The organism is Micromonospora sp. NBRC 110038 (assembly GCF_020884815.1).
GTDB lineage: Bacteria > Actinomycetota > Actinomycetes > Mycobacteriales > Micromonosporaceae > Micromonospora > Micromonospora haikouensis.
Genome location: NZ_BBOL01000009.1, coordinates 383,785 through 402,899, shown reverse-complemented (window position 1 = coordinate 402,899; position 19,115 = coordinate 383,785). Strand labels below are relative to the sequence as shown.

The window sequence follows — 19,115 nt, the reverse complement described above, 5'->3', positions numbered from 1 at the left end:
AACCGGTCGGGTCACCCATTGCGCCGACGGCGTGGTCGGCCTCAGCGTCCGGAGAGGGCGGCTCGACCGACCTGACCTTCGATACCTACCTCAAAGTGCCCCGGGACGAACCCCTGCTGATCCGTTGGAACATCGACCTCACCGACGACCAGCGCGCCGATCCGAGCCCGGATGCCGCGCCCACCCCGGTGAAGGTGCGGTCGGCGGGGCGTCGGGGATGGGGGTTGATCCGGCGCCACAGGACAACGGCGATGAGGAACACGCCGAGGGTCCGCTTGAGTGGTTCCAGTGGAGCGTGGGCGAACAGGAGAGCTCCGACGACGGCGCACGGCACCGCCCCGAGGGTGAACCAGCCTACGAGCGGCCAGTTCAGGTCCCGCCGGTTGAACCACACCCGGGCGCCGTTGCTGGACAGCTGGGTGAGGGTCAGCATCGGCACCGCCACCCGCAGCCCGAACAGGGCGGTGAACATGGGCAGCAGCAGGACCCCGCCGCCGAATCCGGCGACGGCAGACAGCCAGGCCAACGCGAACGCCGCTGCTGACGCCGCCGCGAGCGTGCCGAGAACGTCGCCGTTCATTCAGGCCCCCGGGGGTGGGGGTTGCTCCGGTGCCGAACCGACGGGCCGGGAGAGAGATCACGGAGCCCATTGCGGAATGCTCCCCTCGCCTCGGACCGGCGCCACGTACGGCGTGGGATCCGGCACGTACGGCGCGACGGTACGCCGGCCCTATCGCGGCGGAATAACGGCACTCGGTGCAGCCGTTCCCCCAGGCCATCTCAGCCTGGCATGGGCCTACTCGGGCCGCGGCCCCCGCTACTGCTTTTCGTTCTGCCGGAGGGCTTCCTCAAGTTGGTCCTCCAGGATGATGATCCGGCAGGCGGCCTCCAGGGCGGTGCCCTGGTCGACCATTTCGCGGGCCCGGGCGGCCAGGCGCAGCTGGTAGCGGGAGTAGCGGCGGTGGCCGCCGCTGGAGCGGTGCGGGTTGATCAATTTCGCCTCGTCCAGGCGGCGCAGGAAGTCCTGCGTGGTGCCGAGCATCTCCGCGGCCTGGCCGATGGTGTAGGCCGGGTAGTTCTCATCGCCGAACATGTCATCGGGGTTCTGCCCCATGTCACCTCCACGTCGAGGGCCCCGGCGCTGACGCGCCGGGGCCCAGGGTTACGGGTCAGAACACCATCTGCCGACAGGAACGTCGGCTTGTCGTATCCGCACCAGCCGTCAACGCCGGCTTCGGGTGCGAGGATCGCGTATGCGTGACCGGAGACCACCTCTCGTTCGATGGAAACTGCGGTGTCCGCCGAGCCTGGCATGACGGCTGCCGGCGGGCGATCCAACGGTGTACGGCCCTCCCTTTCCTCTGCGTCTCTCACCTTGCGGTCGTACGGTCCACCGGCGCCGGAGCCCACGCGACTTCATGGCCCCGACACGTGCGGTGGACATCAGCTGGAGCCCCGAAGAGAACCCTGGCCCCACCTGCACCCCGGCGTGCGTTCCGCCGGGGCTGACGTGCTCCTACTGCCTACTGCTTCTCGGGAGGGAACGGTGAAGCTTGTCCCTCTCCTCGCCGCCCGTCGTGACCTCACGGCCGGACGGCCCGTCTGCGTCTTGACGGATCTTTCCCCTCGACTCGAAGAACAGTATGCCACGCTGCCGAAGATGTCTAGGCTCCGAAGCCTAGATTTCCTGTCCGCCGGCCATCAGGAAGTCGCGGTCGACGCGAGACAGTTTCCGCCGGTCGGGAAACGACGCGATCCAGCGGATGCGGCCGTCAGCGATTCAGCACGTCCCGCCGACGCGCCTGCAACAGGCGCGTCGGCGCCGTCAGAAGTGGACTGGTGCGGGCGTCAGAGGTCGAGGATGAGGTTCGCGGCCACCGCGGCGCCGTCCGGGCGGATGGTGGCGGCCGTCGCGGCGGCGCGGGACCGGGTCTCGGGCGACAGGGCCTGCCCGAGGGCGGCTGCCAGGGACTCGACGGTCGGAGACGGGCCGGAGTGGGCGGCGCCGATGCCCAGGGCAGCGACGCGGGCGGCGAAGTACGGCTGATCAGCCATCTGCGGAATCAACACCTGGGGTGCGCCCGTCAACGCGGCCGTCGTCGTGGTGCCGGCGCCGCCATGGTGCACGACGGCGGCGCAGCGCCGGAACAGCGCCCGGTGGTTGACCTCGGCGACCACGCGGACATCGTCTGCGCTGGCGGACGGGGTCAGGCCAGCCCAGCCGCGGGAGACGACGGCGCGACGGCCATGGGCGCGGATCGCGGCCAGGGCGACCTCCGCGGCGTGCTGCGGTGCGGGCATGCTGCCGAAGCCGACGTACACGGGCGGGTCGCCGGCGTCGAGGAATGCCTTCAGACCGGGGTCGAGCGGACGCGGGTCGGGGACCATCCAGGCGCCGGTCTGCACCACGTCGACGGGGTTTGCGGCGTCGGCTGGCCACGGGGCCAGGGTCGGGTCCGCGGCCAGCCACGGGTCCGCGGTGAAGACGTGGTCGCGGACGTTGTCGACCGGCGACAGGCCGATCGCCGCCCGTTCACGGTTGAGGGCGGCGCCGAAGACCGCGTTGTAGCCCTCGATCGCCAGCGCGTCGAGCTCCTTCCAGTCCGTGACGTCCGGCGGCAGCGGCCGGGTCGGCGCTGACTGCGGGCGGTGGGCGGGCGACGGCAGGAAGATCGGACAGTACGCGGCGTAGACATAGCGGATGCCCAGCCGCTCCGCCACCGACTGCACGCTCGCCGTGACCGGGAACAGGCCCGTCGCCACCATGACATCGGAGCCCTCGGCGGCCGCTGGGAGCTCGGCGAACTGCTCGGCCATTAGCTCGGCGGCCTTGCGCGGCACGTCCGGCACCCTGGTCGGGGCCGGCCCGTGCACCATCTCGCGCACCGACTGGCCGATCGGCACCAACTCCACCCCGAACTGGTCCAGCCGCTCGGCGCAGTCCGGCGGGGCGCACACCCGCACGCCCGCGCCCGCCTCCCGCAGCGCGATCGCCAGCCCGACCAGCGGCTCGACATCGCCACGGCCACCGAATGTCGACAGCAATACCCGCATGTCGCAACCCCCATCTCCACGCGGATTCCAGTTACGGACAGCGATTCTGCGCCCACCCCCGGGCCTTGCCGCAAGCCCCCGGGTGCGGTATATGTTAGTTATGGCAAGGGGATGCGACTCCTTGCCGTTTTTGTTGCGCTCCTCCTTGCCGCGGCTCCCCCTGTCGCCAGGACCGGCCCTGCGATGATCATGGGCGTGACAGTGCGCGGCACCGGCTGATGTTCAAGCCGAACGCGTTATGGGTCACCGACATCACCCAGCAACGCACCCAGGCCGGCTGGGTGTACTGCGGGGTCGTGCTGGACGTGTTTGCCCGCCGGGTCGTGGGCTGGTCGAGCGCCGACCACTGTGCTCGGAGCTGGTCATCGACGCCCTGGATATGGCCCGCTGGCGAGGCCGCCCCACCGAGGGACAAACCGTGGTCCACTCCGGCCACTGCAGCCAATACACCGGCTGGGGCCTTGGGCAGTGACTCCGCTCGGCGGGGCTGCTCGGCTCAATGAGCTCCATCAGCGACTGCTACGACAACAGCATGGCCGAGTCGTTCTTCGGCTCGATGCAGCTGGAACTGCTCGAACGTCAGCCGTGGGGCTACCCGCCAGGAGCTGGCGAACGCCATCTTCGAGTGGATCGATACATGGCACAACCCGCGCCGACGCCACTCAAGTCTTGGCAACCTGGTCCCGATCGACTACGAACGACAGCACACCCCGGTCATGGCCGCGGCCTGACCACCACACGGAAGCCGTCCGGGAAACCGGGAGAAGCTCGATGCCTCATCGGACGAGTGCTCTGGGCCGGTCATCACCACCCAGCACGCGCGGCCAAACTAGCCACGCTGCTGGCCGGGCTCTCACGGCACCGTAAACTGACACGGCGCGGCAACTTCGCTAGACCCAGAAAAGACAGATCGAAACGATCGGAGGACAGCTTGAGCAGTGCTTACGTCCGCTCTACTGATCTTCAGCAAGCGGGCACAACATTGCCCGAGCGCGACCCCACTGAAATAGAGAAGTAATAGATACCCGCAGGTCATTGCCCTGCGGAAACAGATAGAGCACCGCCTTAGGAAACCGACGCTCTATCCCCTGAGCTACGGGGACGCGAGGGCCTAGTCTCGCGACCTGGGGGTTCACCTGGGGTGGCAGGGAGTGGCCCACGTCCACCCACGGCACCCGGACCCCCGTTCACCCAGCCCAGGACCACAGCTCGAGCACACGAAACCCCCGTTTGCGACCACGATCGGCTGTGGTGACCCGCGTTGGCGTCGGTTGACCCGGGCTGGCATCCGCTGGCGGAGTCTCTACGCGACTTCGCACAGCGCCAGCTCAGCTAATCTTGGTTGTCTGGGCTGGTAGGGGGTCTTGTCGCGGATGCAGGCCCAGAGGACGCTGAGGCGTTGTCCGGACAGGGCGGCGAAGCTGGACATACTGAACACCCGGCGCAGGCCGCGATGGTAGCGGTGGGGTCGGATCTGGTGGCCCTGCCGTCGTCCGGAATCACGGGAGATCGGGGCGAGGCCGGCGTGGGCGGCAAGTGCCGCGGGGCTGGCGTAGGTGGTGAGGGTCCTGGCGTGGGCGAGGAACTCGGCGGCGAGGGTGGTGCCGATGCCGGGCAGACTTGTGACGATCTCCCCCGGGTCGGCGAGGGCGGCGAACGCGGCGAGGAAGAAGGCCCGTTTGAGCTGCTTGTTGCCTCCGCGAGGTGGGTGTTCGCCGCGGATGCTGCTGCCGGATCGTCGGGTCACTGGGGCGAGGCCGGCGTAGGTCAGCGCCTCACCGCCGACGACCACCCGCGGCACCGCGGCCAGTGCCTGCGGCTTGGCGACGTCGGCGAGCAGCGACAGGTGCGCCGGGGTCAGCTTGACGAAGCCGAGCCGGCCACCGGCCAGCGTGGCGGGCGGCGCGCCGCGCTGGTCCGCACCTGCCCGACGGCCGGCTCTACGTCGATCTCAGGGCATGGCCACCACGTCGTACTGATCACGAGCAGCGCCCACCTGCCGGAGCCGAACCCGCACCACCAGTTCGACGTCTGTCCGGTCACCCGCGCCGACTCCACGGCCTATCTGCGGTGCACCGCACGGCCAGCCCGGATGGCCGCCGAGGCCCAGGCTCTTGCGGCACCGTAATCAGCGGCCGGCTGGGTCGCCGCGGCCCTGATCCGGCCCGGTGGCGGGCGGCTCCCCGCCACCGGGCCGGATGCGGGTCAGCCCGCCGTACCGGCCGGCTCGGCGGCGCCGAAGTAGTCGGGCCGGCTCACCCAGGCCTCGCTGACGAACATGACGCCCGGACGGTGGGCGAGGATGTCGCGCAGGCCGGTCACGACGGCGGTGGCCCGGTCGTACGGCAGCACGACGATGACCATCACCAGCCCGGCCCGGTCGTTGAAGAGCAACCGGCCCTCGTGGGTGCCGTGGTGGCCGAAGCCGGAGACGCCGCTGAGGCTGGTCCAGCCGCTGACGCCGGAGGCGTGCAGCAGCGTCCGGACGGCGTCGGCGTCGTCGGCGCGGGTCACCACCTCGACCTTGACCATGCGGGTCAGTCCCAGCTCGTTCATGCGGTCGGCTCCTTCTCTGCGATGGGGGACGTGGATCGGACCTGGACCGGCTCGACGGTCCGGGGACGGGTGGCGGGGAACGCGGGCACGGCCTGCCAGGTGCCCGCCGGTCCGGGTTCCCACCAGCGGTCGCCGTGCGGGTCGCGGACGGTCAGCGAGATCCAGCTGCCGTCGACCAGCTGGCGCAGGGCGGGATTGCGGTTCAGCACGGCGTCCACCAGTGCGGTCGGGGCGTACACCACGCCGAGCAGGCGCAGTGGCTCGTGGACCAGCTCCTCGCCGGCGCCGACGGACTGCCAGGGCAGGCCGGTACGCAGGTCGCCGCCGGTGCCGGAGAGGACGCCCAGCCCGTCGCCGAGCACGGTGTGCACGGTCTTGGTGCCCGCGCCGAGCCGCTGCGGCTCCACGCTGGAGAAGTAGTACTGGAGATTGATCCAGGCGGCGACCACCAGCGGCCCGGTCATGATCGCCTCCAGCGCGGCGGCGTCAGGGTCGGTGGACCAGTCGTACGAGTGCAGGAACGTCCGGCAGCCGAGGTCGAGTCCGGCGGTACGGTCCCGGGGCGCGGCGACGAAGGCGGCATTACCGGCGAGCGCCCACTCCGGCCGGACCTGCGCCCAGTCCAGCGCCCGGCCGGGCAGCCGGGTCGGGCCGGGGCGGTCAGGCAGCCGGGTGGCCCGTTCGGCCCGCAGCCCGGCGCTCGCACCCGCAAGGTAGGTCGACAGCGCGTCGACGACCGGCCGGTGGGTGGCCGGGACGGCGTCCGCGTCGAGCAGGCGTACCTCGTCGGTGACGGTGTCGTGTTCGCCGGCCAGGACCAGCGTGTGGTCGGGGATCTCGATGCCCCGGGCGGTGAGCGCCGCGCGTACCCGGGGGTTGTTGAGCAGGGTGGCGGCGAGGCGGGCGCTGACCCCACCACGGTTGCCGCCGCAGGCGCCACAGTCGATGGCGGCGGCGTACGGGTTGTTGCTGCTGGTCGCGCCGTGGCCGCAGAGCAGCAGCAGCGGGGCGAAGTCGGCGGTGAGGCCGATCGTGCGCAGGGTCGCCTCGGCGTAGTAGACCTGCTCGTCCAGGGTCAGCGCGGCGTCCAGCTCGGCCGTGGTGGCCGCGGTGTCCTCGACCGCGGGGGCCAGTCGGCGGGGTGTCGCCAGCCGCAGCAGCAGGGCGGCGGTGGCGAGCAACCCGGCCACCTCGACGAAGGCGAACGCGCCGGCCGGGCTGGCCTTGGCCCCGCCGAACGCCCGTCGCCAGGCCTGCCGTACCCGTCGGGGTTCGGTGCCGGCCGACGGTTCGGTGACCGTGGCGACCGGCGCCATCAGCACTGGGCAGCGGTCCCGGCCGCGGCGGGCGCCGTCGGCCAGGGTGCGGACCGGCAGGCCGAAGAAGCCGGCGAAGCCGAAGGTCCACACCGGTCCGGCCGCCTCCAGGTGCCGGCGCAGCCCCTCGCTGCGCACGTCGATGCAGAACACCGCCTGGGCCAGCGGCGCGCCCGGCGATGCCGGGGCGGACCCGGCGCGGCTGAGGCGGTGCCGCAGCCGCCGCCGGTAGGCGTGTTCGGCGGCGGCCAGCCAGACCTCCGCCTGCCGCTGCGGGGACAGCTCGGTCAGCGTGTCGTGCAGCGCCGACAGGACGTCCTGCGGGAGGGCGGCCACGGTGGCGGCGTCCAGGCCGAGCAGCGCCGCCAGCCGGGCCAGCGCGGCGGCGTCGGCGGCGTCCGGTTCGACCGCCACCGGGGCACGCGTCGCCGCGGCGACCAGGTCGACGGCCGGGCCGACCCCGAGCCGCCGCCGGGCGGCGGCGCCACCCAGGGTGAGCTCGTAGCCGAGGCGTACGGCGAGCAGGTCGGTGACGGTCAGTGCGGGCCGCTGGCCCGGGTGGCCCTGGGACCAGCGGGCGTAGCCGGCCCAGCCGGGCAGCCGCAGCAGCGACCGGGACAGGTAGGCCGCCCACCGCTCCGCCGGCACGCCGAGGGCGCGCAGCAGAACGGCGAGGGCCCGCTCCGGGGCGGCGGGCAGGGCGTCGACCAGGTCGCCCAGGCCGGGGACGCCGGACCGGTCAGCCGCCGCGACCTGCCGCCACCGCGACCAGCAACCCTGCTCCTCGGTGCCGGGGACCGGCCAGGACGCGGCCGGCCGACCGCAGTGCGCGGCGCACCAGCCGGCCACCAGGTCGTCGACGTCGGCCCCGATCCGGGTGCCCAGGGCGTCGTCGAGCAGCTCGGCGAGGGTGCGCTCGCCCACCAGGTCGGGGGGCGACGGGGTGCCGGTGGGTCGGGTGGCGAGGCGGCGCCGGGCCGCGTCGAGCAGGTCGGCTTGGGGCAGCGGCCCGTCCAGCACCGGGTGGCGCAGCACCAGCATCCGCAGCTCGGCGCCGTCGACCAGCCGGCCGTCGAGCGGCACCGCACCGGTCGCGGTCGCCGCCGGCAGGGTGGCCAGCGCGGCGGCCAGGTCCGCCTCGCCGATCTCACCGTCGCGGAGCCGCTGCCGCCACTGCGCGGCCGGCAGGTGGGTGCGTACCCCGCCGAGCTCGCGCAGCCGGGCGGTGGCCGCCTCGAACGGCGTGCGCTCCAGGCCGGCGAGCGGGTTGACGGCGATGAAGCTGTCCAGCGGCCAGGTCGCGGCGACGTGGTCGGCGGCGACGGTCACGGCGGCGGCGGCGCGCGCGGCGTCGGACGGGCCGGCCCCGGCCAGCCCCGGTCCGCTCACCGCTTCGGCCGCCCGGGCCGGGAGGGCCGGGCGGCGAGTCGGCAGCCGGCCGTCCCGCCACGCCCACCACCACAGCCCTGCGGCCCGGCGGCGCCGGACGACCACGCAGAGCAGGGTGACGGCGGCCAGCACCGCCGCCGCACTTGCCACGGCGCCCGGCGTCACCGCCGAGGGCAGGGCCAGCCAGTCGGTGGCCGCCCGCCCGGCGACCAGGTAGCCCCCGGCCAGGGCGACCACCGCGCCGGTGACGGCCGCTGCGGTCCGGGCCGGCAGCCGGCGGTCGGCCAGGGCGGCCCGCAGGGCGGCGATCCCGGCGGCGCCGGCGAGGGCTGCGGTGAGCAGCCCGGTCGCCGTGGCGCCGAGCAGGGTCTCGGTGAGCCCGAGGACGGCGACCAGGACGGCGGTGGCCACGATCATGCGCTGGCGGGGGGCGGGGCCGACCGGCTGTGGCGCCTCGGCCGCCTGCGATCGGGCCTGCACGGTCCCGCCGGCGGAGAGGAACGCGTACGCCTTGTAGACGCCATGCCCGACCAGGTGCACGGCGGCCAGCCCGAAGGCGCCCAGCCCGCACTGGGCCAGCATGAAGCCCATCTGCGCGACGGTGGAGCGGGCCAGGGCGCCCTTGACATCGGTGCGTACCGCGGCGAACAGCGTGCCGGCGGCGGCGGTGACCAGCCCCACCAGCAGGGCCGCCGGGAGCACCCCGGGCGCGGCGACGACGACCGGCGCGAACGTGATCATCAGGAAACCGGCCACGTTCACCATCCCGGCGTGCAGGAAGGCCGAGACCGGGGTGGGTGCGTCCAGGGTGCTCGGCAGCCAGCCGTGCACCGGCACCTGGGCGGAGCGGACCATGCCGGCCACCAGCAGCAAACCGCCGGCGATCGCCAGCAGCCAGCCGGGGGCGTCGCCGGCGACGGCCCGCACGTCGGCCAGGTCGGCGCTGCGGGCGGCCGTCGCCAGCAGGGCGAAGCCGGCCACCAGGGCGAGGTCGCCGAGAAGGAACAGCCGCCGGATCCGGCGGACGGCGGCGCGGACGCGGTGCTGGTCACGGTGGTAGCCGATCAGCCCGACAAGGAGCCAGCCGGCGCCGATCCAGCCGGCCGCGAACTGCACCAGGCTGGGTGCGGTGGCCATCACCAGGGTGGCCACCGCCGCGCCGGCGACCCGGGCCTGGAAGCCGGCCATTCCCGGCTCGCCGTCGAGGTAGCGCCGGGCGTAGCCGGCGACCACGGCGGCGATGCCGCTGACCAGCAGCATGAAGAGCGCATCGAAGCGGTCGACTCGTACCCCGATGCCGAACGGCACGCCGGCGATCTCCGGGCGGGCCGCCACCCCGGCGGCGACGGCTCCGGTGGCGACGCTGACGAGCAACCCGGTGGCCGCGACGGCGGCCAGGGCGAGCAGCAGCCCGGCCGCGCGGGCAGCCCGCCGCGAATCCGGTACGACCAGTGCGCAGACCGCTGCGGACGCGGTCGCGAACAGAACTCCTGTGGCCAGTGCGACGGACATCGCCACCTCCCTCTAATACACGCACTGTAGAACACGATTTGTAATTCGTGTATCGTGAGGCGTACGACAAGTCGGCTGACGATGCAGGAGCGGCGATGAACGTCCCCGATCCCCCCGACCGCACACCCGACCCTGGCGCCACCCTCGCCGCCCTGCGCGCGGGCCACGCGCGCTTCCGCGCCGGCCACCCACCGGCACCGGGGTCCGGACCGCTCGCGGCGGTCCTCGCCTGCGCCGACCCGCAGCCCGAGCCCGGGATGCTGTTCGGCGGCAGCGAGCTGTTCACCGTGCGCACGGCCGGACTGAGCGTCGGCCCGGCCGTGCTCGGCAGCCTGGAGTACGCGGTCACCCAGTTGCACCTGCCGCTGCTGGTCGTCCTCGGTCACCAGTCCTGTCGACTGGCCTGCGGCAACGGCGACGGCCGGGTACGCGCCGTGGTCGCCGCCCTGCGCCACCGGTCCCCGCTGCTCGACGCGGCCGTCCGGTCCGGCCGGTGCGCGATCCACGGCATGACGTGGGACGAGAACCGACAGCTGGTCAGGTCGGTCCGGCGCAACGAGCCGGCACCCGTACGCCGGCCGGCCCGGTCCCGGCCGCCGAGCCGCCGCGCCGCGGGGATCCCCTGACCGGCGGGTCGATTCAGGGGTTGCAGCGCGGGCACCACCGCGGGTCCGCCGGCGCCTCCGCCGGGCTGGTCAGCCGGTGCCCGCACAGCGTGCAGCCGAGGATCCGCCCGGCGGCCAGCTCGGTCGGGGTGCGACAGTCGGCGCACGGCAGGCCGGTCTCGACCCCGGCCACGCCGAAGCCGGGCGCTCCGCAGGCCGGGCAGGGGATGGCCAACCGTTCGGCCAACCGGCCCGCCGCCTCGGCGATCACCGCCATCCGGCGCGGATTGTGGTGGGCCCGCAGGTCCGCCGCCACCCTGACGCGTCCGTCCGTGCCCGCCTCGACCGCGCCGGCCACCGCCGCCAGCAGTTCCGGCACCCGGACGATCCCCTTCACCACCGGGTACGAGGCACCGTCCGGCACGGCTGCGGGTCGGACCGTCACCGCGTGCCCGGGCAGCCCGATCGTGCGGGCGAAGCCGAGCAGCGCGCTCCGGTCGGCGGTGACCAGCTCCCCGTGGTTGGCGACGCGGGCGCAGGCATTGACCGAGCGGGACGAGCAGCTACGGGCGTTTCACGCCGCCGGCTGGCGGCCGGTGGATCTGCAGCGCGTCACCGGGTACAGCCGGGAGACGATCCGTCAGGCACTCCGACCGGAAGTCCGGCGGGCGACCAACCTCAACCGGCGCAGGACGTCACCCCAACCGCCGGCGGACTACCAGCCCCTACGGCGACCGGAAGCCCCACGTCGTGGCCGAAACCCTCGCCGAACTGCACGGCCCGACCGAAGGCACGCCCTTCCGCGTCACCTCGACCGGTCCGGGCACGCCGAATACGACCTGAACAGCGGGATCGCGGAGGGGTGGGACAGCCCAGGCGAGGCGCCCGGTCGGAGCATCGGATCTCGGTCGACTGCTGTCTTACCCGGAGCCTCGCCCTCATCGACCTCCGGGCCCGCCGCACCCCCTCCGACCTGCAAGGTCAGCTTGGAAGAGGCTCAGGGAATGTGTCAGGAACTGCCCGCCGCCTCCGTGGCGCTTCCGCGGGTTTGAGCGGCGACCATGGTGACGAGGGTGTCGATCAGCTCTTCGGCGGTGGTGTGCCATTTGTCGCCTTCGAGCTGGCCGGTGAGTTCCATGCCGGCGATGCCGTCGGCGCTGGCGAGGAGTAGGGCGGCGTATCGGCGGGCGTGGTGTTCGCCGGTCACGGCGGCGACCACTTGAAGGGATTCGTCCTGCGTTGGCTGGGCAGCCCGGGCGAACGCGGTGGGATCGCTGGCGGGGCTGCTGAACATCAGACGGTAGAGATGGGGTTGGCGGCGGGCGAGATTGATGAAAGCGGCGAGGAGGGCCCGCAGCTTTGCGGCCGGTGTGAGGCTGGGGTCTCGGTGGATGGCGCCGATTCGTTGACCGAGTTCGTCCCAGGCATGGCTGCCGACCGCGATCATGAGGTGTTCTTTGTCCGGGAAGTGCCGGTAGGGGGCTCCACGGGTGACCCCTGCCCGCGCTCCAACGGCACGGAGGGTCACGGCTTCGAGGCCGCCCTGGTCAAGCAGCTCGGCCGCCGCTTCGAGCAGGGCCTGGCGTGTCGCGGCGGCGGTTTCAGCCCGGATCATCCGTTCATCCTATGGCCGGGTTAGGACGCCTTTGCCGACCGTAGGCGAAGGGTTGTGGCCACCGGCCCCCGAGGGTGCTACGGCTGTTCGGCCAACGACTCGAGGTGGTGGCCCAGGTTTCGTTCGAGGTCGTCCATCCCGATTTGGGCGATGAGTTTGCCGGCGGCCCGCCGTCGAGCCTCGACGCCAGGTCCCGTGGTGGCTCGGGCGGACTCCACGAACGACGCCAGCAGGTTCTCCTCCGGCGGCAAGGTGGAGCGGTTCACCTGGGTCTTGACCGCCGTGATGGCTTGCTTGTCGAAGCTGGCGATACGCCGGGCCACAGCGTTGACGAAGTCGTCGAGTTCGGCGTCGGGGAGCGCCCGGGTGACCCAGCCGTACTGTGCGGCACGGTCCGCGTCGTAGTCTCGGCCGGTCAGGAGTACCTCCAAAGCCCGGTCGCGGCCGAGGAGGTGCGTCAGTCGTTCGGTGCCGCCGGCGCCGGGGACCAGACCGAAGCCGACCTCGGGCTGGCAGAAGATCGCCTGTTCCCGGCTGGCGTAGCGCAGGTCGAAGGCGGCGGTGTACTCCGCGCCGCCGCCACGGGTGCGTCCCCGGATCGACGCGATGCTGACGAACGGTGCGGCAGCCAGGCGCATGCCGAGTTCGACGAACCCGGGCAGGGGCCCGCTGCCGGCCATGTCCGCGATGGCCGGCATCTGGTCGCTGTCGACGTGGTTGAAGAAGTATCCCGGCGTTGCGCTGTCGAAGATGACGACGCTGACCTGTTCCTCGCCGCTCAGACCGTCGACGATGTCCGACAGTTCAGCCACGGTGTCCGCGCCGATCAGGTTGAACGGTGGACTTGCGAACGTGACTCGACACACCGTCGACGTCTGGTCGCCCACTGTGAACTGCTTCATGGAGATTCCTTCCGCTGGTGGGGCGGCGTAGACGCGAGATTCAGCGGCCCATGGTGTGGGATTGCACCATTTGCCGGAGTCCTTCTTCCACGGTGATCGCCGGCTGATAGCCCAGTCGAAGTCGTGCTCGGGTGATGTCGTAGACGCGGTCGCGGCCCATGAACGAGATGATCCAAGGGGTGAGCGGTGGTGCGGTGGCGCTGCGACGCGCCTTCGCGGCGGTCTGCATGAGCGTGGCCAGAGGTGAGGCGACTGCCCGGGGAACGCTGTTGGCCGCGCTGACGTCGACGCCGCGGGTGGCCAGCAGAGGGGTGAAGAAGTCGCGGGCGGGGCGAGGGCTGCCGTCGGTGACGTAGCAGATCAAGCCGTGATCCCCACGGTCGAGTGCCAGCGTGATGATGTGGGCGAGGTTGTCGACGTGGCAGAAGTCGACCATGTGCCGCCCTCCGTCGATCCAGGAGAATCGGCCGGCTTCGACGGAGTCGATGAATCCCTGCAAGGTGTGGGTCATGCCCTGGCCCCACAGGAACGGCGGCCGGATGACGACCAGGGACGTGTTCCCGTGCGGCAGGACAAGCAGTTCCTGCTCGGTGCGGAGCTTCACGCGGCTGTAGGCGATGTTCGCCTTGCCCGTATCGGAGTTCTCGTCGATGGTGTGGTCGCGATTGGTGCCGGTGGAGACACTGGCCGCGGACACCAAGACGAATCGCTTGACCTGCGCGTCCACGGCGGCCTGGTAGAGGGCGCGGGTCGGCAGCAGGTTGCGGTCGACGAAAACCTGGTCGGGTCCCCAGAAGGCCATGAAGGCTGCCGAGTGCACCACGGCGTCGACCTCGCCGAGAACCTGTAGCCATGCAGGCCCGCTGCCGGGCTTGACCAGGTCCAACAGGTCACCGCTGACCGGGAGCCCGCCGGCCGATGTGATCGCGTCCACGGCGGCCGCGGACCGCGCGAGCGCGTGCACCGTGTGCCCGTCGTTGACCAGCCGCCGGAGGACTGCTCCTCCGGCGAAGCCCGATCCGCCCGTGAGAAAGATTTTCATCGACACTCCTCGACGATTGCGTGACGCCCATGGCATACGTGCGGATGTCGACCCCTGCAGACCGAGGGCCTCGGCGCTTCAAGGTGACGGCGCCATCACAGCCAGCGTAAGCAATCGAGATGACACCGTCAACACTTTGGGATGACTTTGTCATCAGCGGGATGGCCCGTTGCCGACTCACGCCTCCTCGAACGCAGACAACCCATCGAGGAAAGCAGCCACCAGGGCGACCCGGTTGACATCCGCTGGCGAGCACCCACCGCGCACTTCATCGAGATTCATCCATAGCTTTCCGCTCCAGCGGCCCCTGTCGTGCCGTTGTCAGCGGGTAGGGTCTCGGCGTGACGTCGAGCGTCGGTCCCGGGGCGGACTTGCCGCCCGAGTGGCGGCGGTGGACGTGGGAGCATCCCGTTGGTCCGCGTTGGCTGCTGCTGGGCGACGTCGACCTTGAGGGCTCCTGGACTGACGACGTCCCGCTGGCGCTGTGCGCGGAGATCGAAGGACTGTTCGTGGACCTGCCGCCACGGCCTCGGGAGCGGTTCACGCTCGTCGGCTGCACGCCGGTCGGCGCGCTTGCTGACCTCCTCGATCGGCTGCCCGCCGAGGCGCTCGGCACGGAGCATGCCTGGCTGGGCGGCCTCTTCGTGACAGCGTCCCCGCCACCGTACTGGTGGGGCGAGTATCTCGGTGACGTCGTCGTGCTGGCGCAGCGCCCGAACGCCACCGTGCCGGGAGCCGTGGACATCGACCTCAGCGGTTTCGTCCGCGTCCACGACCGCACGGAAGCCGTGCTTGGTCCCGGGCAGGTGACCGAGTTCGTGCTGCAGGGCCCGGACGGAGAGCCGTACGGCACGTGTCGGAACGTCACCGGAGTGTTCCGCGATCAGGCCGCGCCCATGGTGACGCAGGTGCGGCTGCTCGGCTGCCGGCCGGAATCTCCCCTGCTGACGAAGCTCAATGCGCTCGGCCAGTCGACCAAGACCGGTCTGCGTCGCCGGCGGATCAGCGCCGACGTGTACGCGGTCGCCGCCGACGGCTCGGCCAGCCAGGTCATCGGTGCCATGCTGTCCGGGACGGTCGATGCCGGCGAGCCGTCGCGGATCGGTGCCGGACTCCTCGACGTGACGGTCCGCAGCGACATGGGTGAGCCGATGCCGGCGGGGATCCTCGGCATCCTGGCACATTGGCATAACGGAAGGCCCGCCGAGAGGAATCTGTGGGCTGGCTACGGCCGGGAGTTACGCCATCACTGGGCCGGCGTGGCTCTCGCCCACCAAACGGATGCGCCGGACCGGCCGGCAGGTGTCACGTACGACCTCGACGGTCGTTTCGTGACCGACATCGAAGGGTTCTACTGCGCGATCGGTGAGGCGATCAACGGACCGGGCGGATACTTCGGGTGGAACCTCGACGCCCTCGTTGACTGCCTATCCGGAAGGTTCGGTGCTCAGACACCGTTCCGGCTGGTGTGGCACGCCTCGGCCGTCGCCCGTGAACACCTCGTTACCGGCTACGACCGGCATCGACTGAGTCCGACGACCACCATGGAGTACGTGCTCGACATGCTTACGGAGCATCAGGTCGACATCGACTTGCGGTGAGCTGAAGGTCGACGCCGACAACCGCCGCGTCACCCAGCCGAGCCCGACGAGAGGGTGGGACACACGGTGGCAGGCCACCGCCACAAATCCTCCATGACCGGGTGTGCTCATGTCGCGGCCATCCTTCCGGCAGCAGACGGGAGGCGGCTTCGGGTCAGCGGGTGCGCTCCTCGTCGGGGTTGTCGATGTGGACACCGAGCGCTGCGGCGAGGGTGTACGACAGGGCGATGAGGTCCTGGTGGGCGAGTGTCGCGCCGGTCATGCTGGTCACGCCGCCGATCCCGGTGAGGTCACAGCGGGCGAAACGCGCACCGCTCATGCTCGCCTGGGAGAACTGCGCGCCGGTCAGGTCGCAGTCGGTGAAGCGGGCGCCGCGCAGGTCCGCGTTCTGGAAGTCGGCCCGGGTCAGGTTGCAGCCCTCGAACGCCACGCTCGTGAAGGTGGTGAACCGCCACGACGACAGGTCGAGCCGGCTGTCCGAGATCGTGACGTCCCGCAGCGTCCCGTTGACCCACTGCAGGCCCGTCATCCGCGCCGTCGACACCCGTACCCGGAGCATCGACGACCTCTCCGCCCGCAGGTTCGCCAGGTTCGTACTCTCGAACACGCAGTCGGCGAACCGCGCCGCCTCCAGCCGGCTGCCGCTGAGGTCGGTGCGGGTGAAGCGGCACCGGCTGAACTCGACGCCGTCCGCCGAGCGCCCGGACAGGTCGAGGTCGCCCAGGCCCAGCCGCTCGAACGTCACCTCGTCCCCGATGGTCAGGTCCCCGGCGGCGGTCAGGTCCGCCGACGCCGGCAGCTTCGGTGCCGCCGGAGCCCGCCATCGGGCGGCACCACGAGCGGACGAACGCGTGACCATGCCGGGCACGCTAGCCGAGCCGGTGGAGACCCGCCGACGGCGGCACGCGGGCGGCTACGCGGTCCTGGGCCGCCGCTGCCGGATCTTCTCGGCGACGGCGTCGGCGGCGTCGTGGCGCATCTTCCTCGTAACGCTCTGGTAGGTGTCGCGGGTGAGGGTGGTGGTGGGAGTGGCCGAGTTGTTCGGAGGTGTGTTCGTCGTTGCCGCGGATCACGACCTCGACGCGGCCGTCGGCCGTGGAGCCTCCCACCTCGAGCCGACCGCCGAGTCCCATCCGGAGCACGCCTGTCCCGTGTGGCGCGCACACCGCCTGGGCCTCGATGGGCGTTCGCTTGCGGTCGACTTCGGCGGCGATCGCGCGCCAACTCTCGGCATGGATCGTCGGTCACACCACTGCCGTCGATTGCATGCGGATGGATCCCGAGGCCCGGGGACAGCCAACAGGGTTGACCGAGGGCATCCCGGCCATGGTCAGGTGGGTGCCGGCCTGGTCGGGCTACCCCGCCCGGAGGGTGAGCAGGGTGATCTCGCTCGGCGCGAAGATCCGGAATGGCGGACCCCAGAAACCGGTCCCCCGGCTCGTGTAGAGCTGGGTCCGGCCGTGCCGGCTGAGGCCCTGCACGACCGGCTGGTCGAGCCGGACCAGGTAGTGGAAGGGCCACATCTGGCCGCCGTGGGTGTGCCCGGACAGTTGCAGATCCACGCCGGCCGCGACCGCGTCGTCGATCTGCTTCGGCTGGTGCGCCAGCAGCAGCACGGGCAGCAGCGGGTCGGTGCCGGCGAGCGCCGCGGCGTGGTCGGCGCGGTGACCGGCGACGCCGGACGAGGCGGCGGTCACGTCGTCCACCCCGGCGACGACGAGCCGGGCGCCACCGCGCTCCACCACGAGGTGCCGGTTGTGCAGGGGCTCCCAGCCGAGTGTCCGCATGTGGTCGACCCAGCCCTGCGCCTGGCCGTAGTACTCGTGGTTGCCCGTCACGTACACCCGGGCCAGCCGGGCCTGCACAGTGCCCAGCGGCGCCGCCTGCTCCCGGCGCTGGTCGACCGTTCCGTCAGCGATGTCGCCGGTGTGGCAGACGATGTCGGGGGCCAAGCCGTTGACCACCTCGATCGTGCGGGCGGACCAGCGGGCCCGGTCGATCGGGCCGTAGTGGGTGTCGGTCAACAGCACCACCCGCACCCCGTCGAGACCGGCCCCCAGCCGGTCGATGGTGACGTCCACCCGCCGGACCCGGGGCACCCGCATCGCCTCGGCGTAGCCCCAGACGGCCAGGACGACCGAGACGACCGCCGCACCGGCCGCCACGTATCGGGACCGCACCGGATCGGCGACCCCCGCCGCGGCCAGCGGGAGCCGGGCCACATTGCCGATCAGCGCCCAGACGAACAGGATCCACACCAGGCCAAGCAGTGTGTCCCCCGCGCGGGCCGCCGCGTCCAGCCGCCGGCGGCCGTGCCCGAGATACATCAGAACGGGGAACGCGACCAGCGCGACGACGAACACGCTCGTGCCGGCGGCCACCACCGCCGTCGGCCACCGCGCCGCCACCGTCAACGTCCACCATGGCAGCCCGAACAGCAACGCCAGGACCGCGATCAGCGTCGCCCCGGACACCAGCGGTCGCAGCGACCCTCGCGTCGGCCGAACCTGTACGGCATCGCCAGCAGCCATCGCCGTCCTCCCGTCGGGTCCGTGCAGCATGACACGATCCGGGCCGGATCGACCACGCCCGAGAACCGGGACGGATCCGGCCCGTAGGTGCCGATCCGCGACCCGGGGGCGCCTCGACTCGGGTACGTCAGCGGATGGCGTACGACGCCCGGGCAGAGAGCCTGCGCCTGATCGTTTACTGCCAGGTCCAACCCGACGAGGACGCGCTACCACCAGGGCTGGTCCGCGAGTGACGGCCCACAGCTGACCAGTTCGGGAACGTTGCCGGGGGCGCATCTCAGGATGCGGAGGATCGACACGGGAGGCCTCATGTGTGCGGGGCGTCGAGGACGCAGTCCACGGCCGTGTAGAGGGTTTCGGTTTCGGACCTCAGGATCGAGTCCTCGGCGGGCAGGGCTCGTTCGACGGAGAGCCCTTGGAGGAGGGTGAGCAGAAACCTTACTCGGCGTGCGTGGTCTTCCCGGGGGATCGCGCCTTCGTCGGCGAGAACAGTCAGCCAGTACTCGACACGGCGCCCCCCTTCCCGCTCCAAGGCGAGATACGCCGCGCGTACCTCCTCGGTCGGTTCGGGTGCGATGAACATCTGGTACGCCTTGCCCCACGCCTCACGCGCCTGCTTCCCGACGCCGGTGGGAGCGAGCACCTGCCGGAGGCAGTTGACCAGTCGATCCCGGGCGGGTAGCGACCGGTCGTGGATCGGGTCATCGGGGAAGACGTGGTCGTAGATCCTGGCGAGCACCGCGTCCTGCAGCGCCCGCTGGGTCGGAAAGTGGAACCTGAGCGAGCCCGTGCTCACCCCGGCCCGTGCCGCGACCGCACGCACGCTCAACCGCGCAGTCAAGTCTTCCGCGAGCATCGCCGCCGCAGCCGCGAGGATCCGTTCCCGTGAGCCGGTGCTCCCGTCGTCCCGTGCCATCTGCCACCTCCTAGTACATCGTACTAGCACGCCGTGCTAGCGTTGCCACTAGTACAGCGTATTAGTGGGAAGCGGC

The 19,115-nt window shown here is 71.7% G+C and carries 16 protein-coding genes and 3 pseudogenes; 6 read left to right on the top strand and 13 right to left on the bottom strand.

Annotated elements, in window-relative coordinates; translation table 11 throughout:
* Window positions 1–85 precede the first annotated feature (85 nt).
* The 3 genes from LPU61_RS27355 to LPU61_RS27345 all read right to left on the bottom strand — a co-directional run bounded on the left by LPU61_RS27355 (window position 86) and on the right by LPU61_RS27345 (window position 3,054).
* Window positions 86–580 carry a sulfite exporter TauE/SafE family protein gene (locus LPU61_RS27355; RefSeq protein ID WP_229406586.1) on the bottom strand — a complete coding sequence of 165 codons (495 nt, stop codon included), beginning with the start codon at window positions 578–580 and terminating at the stop codon, window positions 86–88.
* A 237-nt stretch (window positions 581–817) separates the two neighbouring features.
* A complete protein-coding gene (locus tag LPU61_RS27350) occupies window positions 818–1,114 on the bottom strand; it encodes a helix-turn-helix domain-containing protein (RefSeq protein WP_043961674.1) in 297 nt (98 codons plus the stop codon).
* A 734-nt stretch (window positions 1,115–1,848) separates the two neighbouring features.
* Window positions 1,849–3,054, bottom strand: coding sequence for a glycosyltransferase (locus tag LPU61_RS27345; RefSeq protein ID WP_043961673.1), 1,206 nt, complete (start codon window positions 3,052–3,054; stop codon window positions 1,849–1,851).
* A gap of 218 nt (window positions 3,055–3,272) precedes the next feature.
* Between LPU61_RS27345 and LPU61_RS31890 the strand changes: the two genes are divergently transcribed.
* Together LPU61_RS31890 and LPU61_RS31885 are read left to right on the top strand one after the other, a co-directional pair.
* The gene (locus tag LPU61_RS31890) at window positions 3,273–3,557 is read left to right on the top strand and encodes a DDE-type integrase/transposase/recombinase (protein ID WP_374199718.1); all 285 of its coding nucleotides are present in this window, start codon (window positions 3,273–3,275) and stop codon (window positions 3,555–3,557) included.
* Between the two features lie 99 nt (window positions 3,558–3,656).
* Window positions 3,657–3,785 (top strand): annotated as a pseudogene (locus LPU61_RS31885) (IS3 family transposase); the annotation flags it as partial.
* A 572-nt stretch (window positions 3,786–4,357) separates the two neighbouring features.
* Here the strand turns inward: LPU61_RS31885 and LPU61_RS27340 are convergent.
* The 3 genes and pseudogenes from LPU61_RS27340 to LPU61_RS27325 form a co-directional block, all read right to left on the bottom strand.
* Window positions 4,358–4,819: pseudogene (locus LPU61_RS27340) on the bottom strand (transposase); the annotation flags it as partial.
* Between the two features lie 440 nt (window positions 4,820–5,259).
* Entirely contained in the window at window positions 5,260–5,610 is a 351-nt protein-coding gene (locus tag LPU61_RS27330; RefSeq protein ID WP_043961671.1) for a DUF190 domain-containing protein, read from the bottom strand.
* Window positions 5,607–9,827, bottom strand: coding sequence for a putative inorganic carbon transporter subunit DabA (locus LPU61_RS27325; RefSeq protein WP_229406585.1), 4,221 nt, complete (start codon window positions 9,825–9,827; stop codon window positions 5,607–5,609). Before LPU61_RS27325 ends, LPU61_RS27330 begins: the two co-directional genes overlap by 4 nt.
* A 95-nt stretch (window positions 9,828–9,922) precedes the next feature.
* Here LPU61_RS27325 and LPU61_RS27320 point away from each other — a divergent pair, with 95 nt between their 5' ends.
* Window positions 9,923–10,453, top strand: coding sequence for a carbonic anhydrase (locus tag LPU61_RS27320; protein ID WP_043961670.1), 531 nt, complete (start codon window positions 9,923–9,925; stop codon window positions 10,451–10,453).
* A gap of 13 nt (window positions 10,454–10,466) precedes the next feature.
* Here the strand turns inward: LPU61_RS27320 and LPU61_RS27315 are convergent, their stop codons facing one another.
* A complete protein-coding gene (locus tag LPU61_RS27315; RefSeq protein ID WP_308102615.1) occupies window positions 10,467–10,919 on the bottom strand; it encodes a DUF6671 family protein in 453 nt (150 codons plus the stop codon).
* Between the two features lie 16 nt (window positions 10,920–10,935).
* Here LPU61_RS27315 and LPU61_RS31775 point away from each other — a divergent pair.
* Window positions 10,936–11,277 (top strand): annotated as a pseudogene (locus LPU61_RS31775) (hypothetical protein); the annotation flags it as partial.
* Between the two features lie 164 nt (window positions 11,278–11,441).
* On the opposite strand, the gene LPU61_RS27310 reads toward LPU61_RS31775, so the two are convergent.
* The 3 genes from LPU61_RS27310 to LPU61_RS27300 all read right to left on the bottom strand — a co-directional run bounded on the left by LPU61_RS27310 (window position 11,442) and on the right by LPU61_RS27300 (window position 13,991).
* Window positions 11,442–12,047 carry a TetR/AcrR family transcriptional regulator gene (locus LPU61_RS27310; RefSeq protein ID WP_043961669.1) on the bottom strand — a complete coding sequence of 202 codons (606 nt, stop codon included), beginning with the start codon at window positions 12,045–12,047 and terminating at the stop codon, window positions 11,442–11,444.
* A 77-nt stretch (window positions 12,048–12,124) separates the two neighbouring features.
* Window positions 12,125–12,949: an enoyl-CoA hydratase/isomerase family protein gene (locus LPU61_RS27305; RefSeq protein WP_229406583.1), complete on the bottom strand. Its 825-nt coding sequence runs from the start codon at window positions 12,947–12,949 to the stop codon at window positions 12,125–12,127.
* A 40-nt stretch (window positions 12,950–12,989) separates the two neighbouring features.
* Window positions 12,990–13,991 carry an NAD(P)-dependent oxidoreductase gene (locus LPU61_RS27300; protein WP_229406582.1) on the bottom strand — a complete coding sequence of 334 codons (1,002 nt, stop codon included), beginning with the start codon at window positions 13,989–13,991 and terminating at the stop codon, window positions 12,990–12,992.
* A 341-nt stretch (window positions 13,992–14,332) separates the two neighbouring features.
* On the opposite strand from LPU61_RS27300, the gene LPU61_RS27295 reads away from it, so the two are divergent.
* Window positions 14,333–15,592 carry a barstar family protein gene (locus LPU61_RS27295; RefSeq protein WP_229406581.1) on the top strand — a complete coding sequence of 420 codons (1,260 nt, stop codon included), beginning with the start codon at window positions 14,333–14,335 and terminating at the stop codon, window positions 15,590–15,592.
* A gap of 154 nt (window positions 15,593–15,746) precedes the next feature.
* Here the strand turns inward: LPU61_RS27295 and LPU61_RS27290 are convergent, their stop codons facing one another.
* Entirely contained in the window at window positions 15,747–16,451 is a 705-nt protein-coding gene (locus tag LPU61_RS27290) for a pentapeptide repeat-containing protein (RefSeq protein ID WP_229406580.1), read from the bottom strand.
* Here LPU61_RS27290 and LPU61_RS27285 point away from each other — a divergent pair.
* Window positions 16,450–16,593, top strand: a complete 144-nt coding sequence (locus tag LPU61_RS27285) for a hypothetical protein (protein WP_229406579.1) — start codon at window positions 16,450–16,452, stop codon at window positions 16,591–16,593. The genes LPU61_RS27290 and LPU61_RS27285 overlap by 2 nt on opposite strands.
* A 354-nt stretch (window positions 16,594–16,947) precedes the next feature.
* On the opposite strand, the gene LPU61_RS27280 is transcribed toward LPU61_RS27285, so the two are convergent.
* On the bottom strand, window positions 16,948–18,123 hold the full coding sequence (locus LPU61_RS27280; protein ID WP_043961665.1) for a metallophosphoesterase: 1,176 nt from the start codon (window positions 18,121–18,123) through the stop codon (window positions 16,948–16,950).
* Between the two features lie 307 nt (window positions 18,124–18,430).
* The gene (locus tag LPU61_RS27275) at window positions 18,431–19,039 is read right to left on the bottom strand and encodes a TetR/AcrR family transcriptional regulator (RefSeq protein ID WP_043961664.1); all 609 of its coding nucleotides are present in this window, start codon (window positions 19,037–19,039) and stop codon (window positions 18,431–18,433) included.
* Window positions 19,040–19,115: the final 76 nt, after the last annotated feature.

What these genes read in the sequence shown, in the direction of transcription:
- LPU61_RS27355 (WP_229406586.1), bottom strand. Translation starts at nt 580, where the DNA reads ATGAACGGCGACGTTCTCGGCACGCTCGCGGCGGCGTCAGCAGCGGCG.
- LPU61_RS27350 (WP_043961674.1), bottom strand. Translation starts at nt 1,114, where the DNA reads ATGGGGCAGAACCCCGATGACATGTTCGGCGATGAGAACTACCCGGCC.
- LPU61_RS27345 (WP_043961673.1), bottom strand. Translation starts at nt 3,054, where the DNA reads ATGCGGGTATTGCTGTCGACATTCGGTGGCCGTGGCGATGTCGAGCCG.
- LPU61_RS31890 (WP_374199718.1), top strand. Translation starts at nt 3,273, where the DNA reads ATGTTCAAGCCGAACGCGTTATGGGTCACCGACATCACCCAGCAACGC.
- LPU61_RS27330 (WP_043961671.1), bottom strand. Translation starts at nt 5,610, where the DNA reads ATGAACGAGCTGGGACTGACCCGCATGGTCAAGGTCGAGGTGGTGACC.
- LPU61_RS27325 (WP_229406585.1), bottom strand. Translation starts at nt 9,827, where the DNA reads ATGTCCGTCGCACTGGCCACAGGAGTTCTGTTCGCGACCGCGTCCGCA.
- LPU61_RS27320 (WP_043961670.1), top strand. Translation starts at nt 9,923, where the DNA reads ATGAACGTCCCCGATCCCCCCGACCGCACACCCGACCCTGGCGCCACC.
- LPU61_RS27310 (WP_043961669.1), bottom strand. Translation starts at nt 12,047, where the DNA reads ATGATCCGGGCTGAAACCGCCGCCGCGACACGCCAGGCCCTGCTCGAA.
- LPU61_RS27305 (WP_229406583.1), bottom strand. Translation starts at nt 12,949, where the DNA reads ATGAAGCAGTTCACAGTGGGCGACCAGACGTCGACGGTGTGTCGAGTC.
- LPU61_RS27300 (WP_229406582.1), bottom strand. Translation starts at nt 13,991, where the DNA reads ATGAAAATCTTTCTCACGGGCGGATCGGGCTTCGCCGGAGGAGCAGTC.
- LPU61_RS27285 (WP_229406579.1), top strand. Translation starts at nt 16,450, where the DNA reads ATGCCGGGCACGCTAGCCGAGCCGGTGGAGACCCGCCGACGGCGGCAC.
- LPU61_RS27290 (WP_229406580.1), bottom strand. Translation starts at nt 16,451, where the DNA reads ATGGTCACGCGTTCGTCCGCTCGTGGTGCCGCCCGATGGCGGGCTCCG.
- LPU61_RS27280 (WP_043961665.1), bottom strand. Translation starts at nt 18,123, where the DNA reads ATGGCTGCTGGCGATGCCGTACAGGTTCGGCCGACGCGAGGGTCGCTG.
- LPU61_RS27275 (WP_043961664.1), bottom strand. Translation starts at nt 19,039, where the DNA reads ATGGCACGGGACGACGGGAGCACCGGCTCACGGGAACGGATCCTCGCG.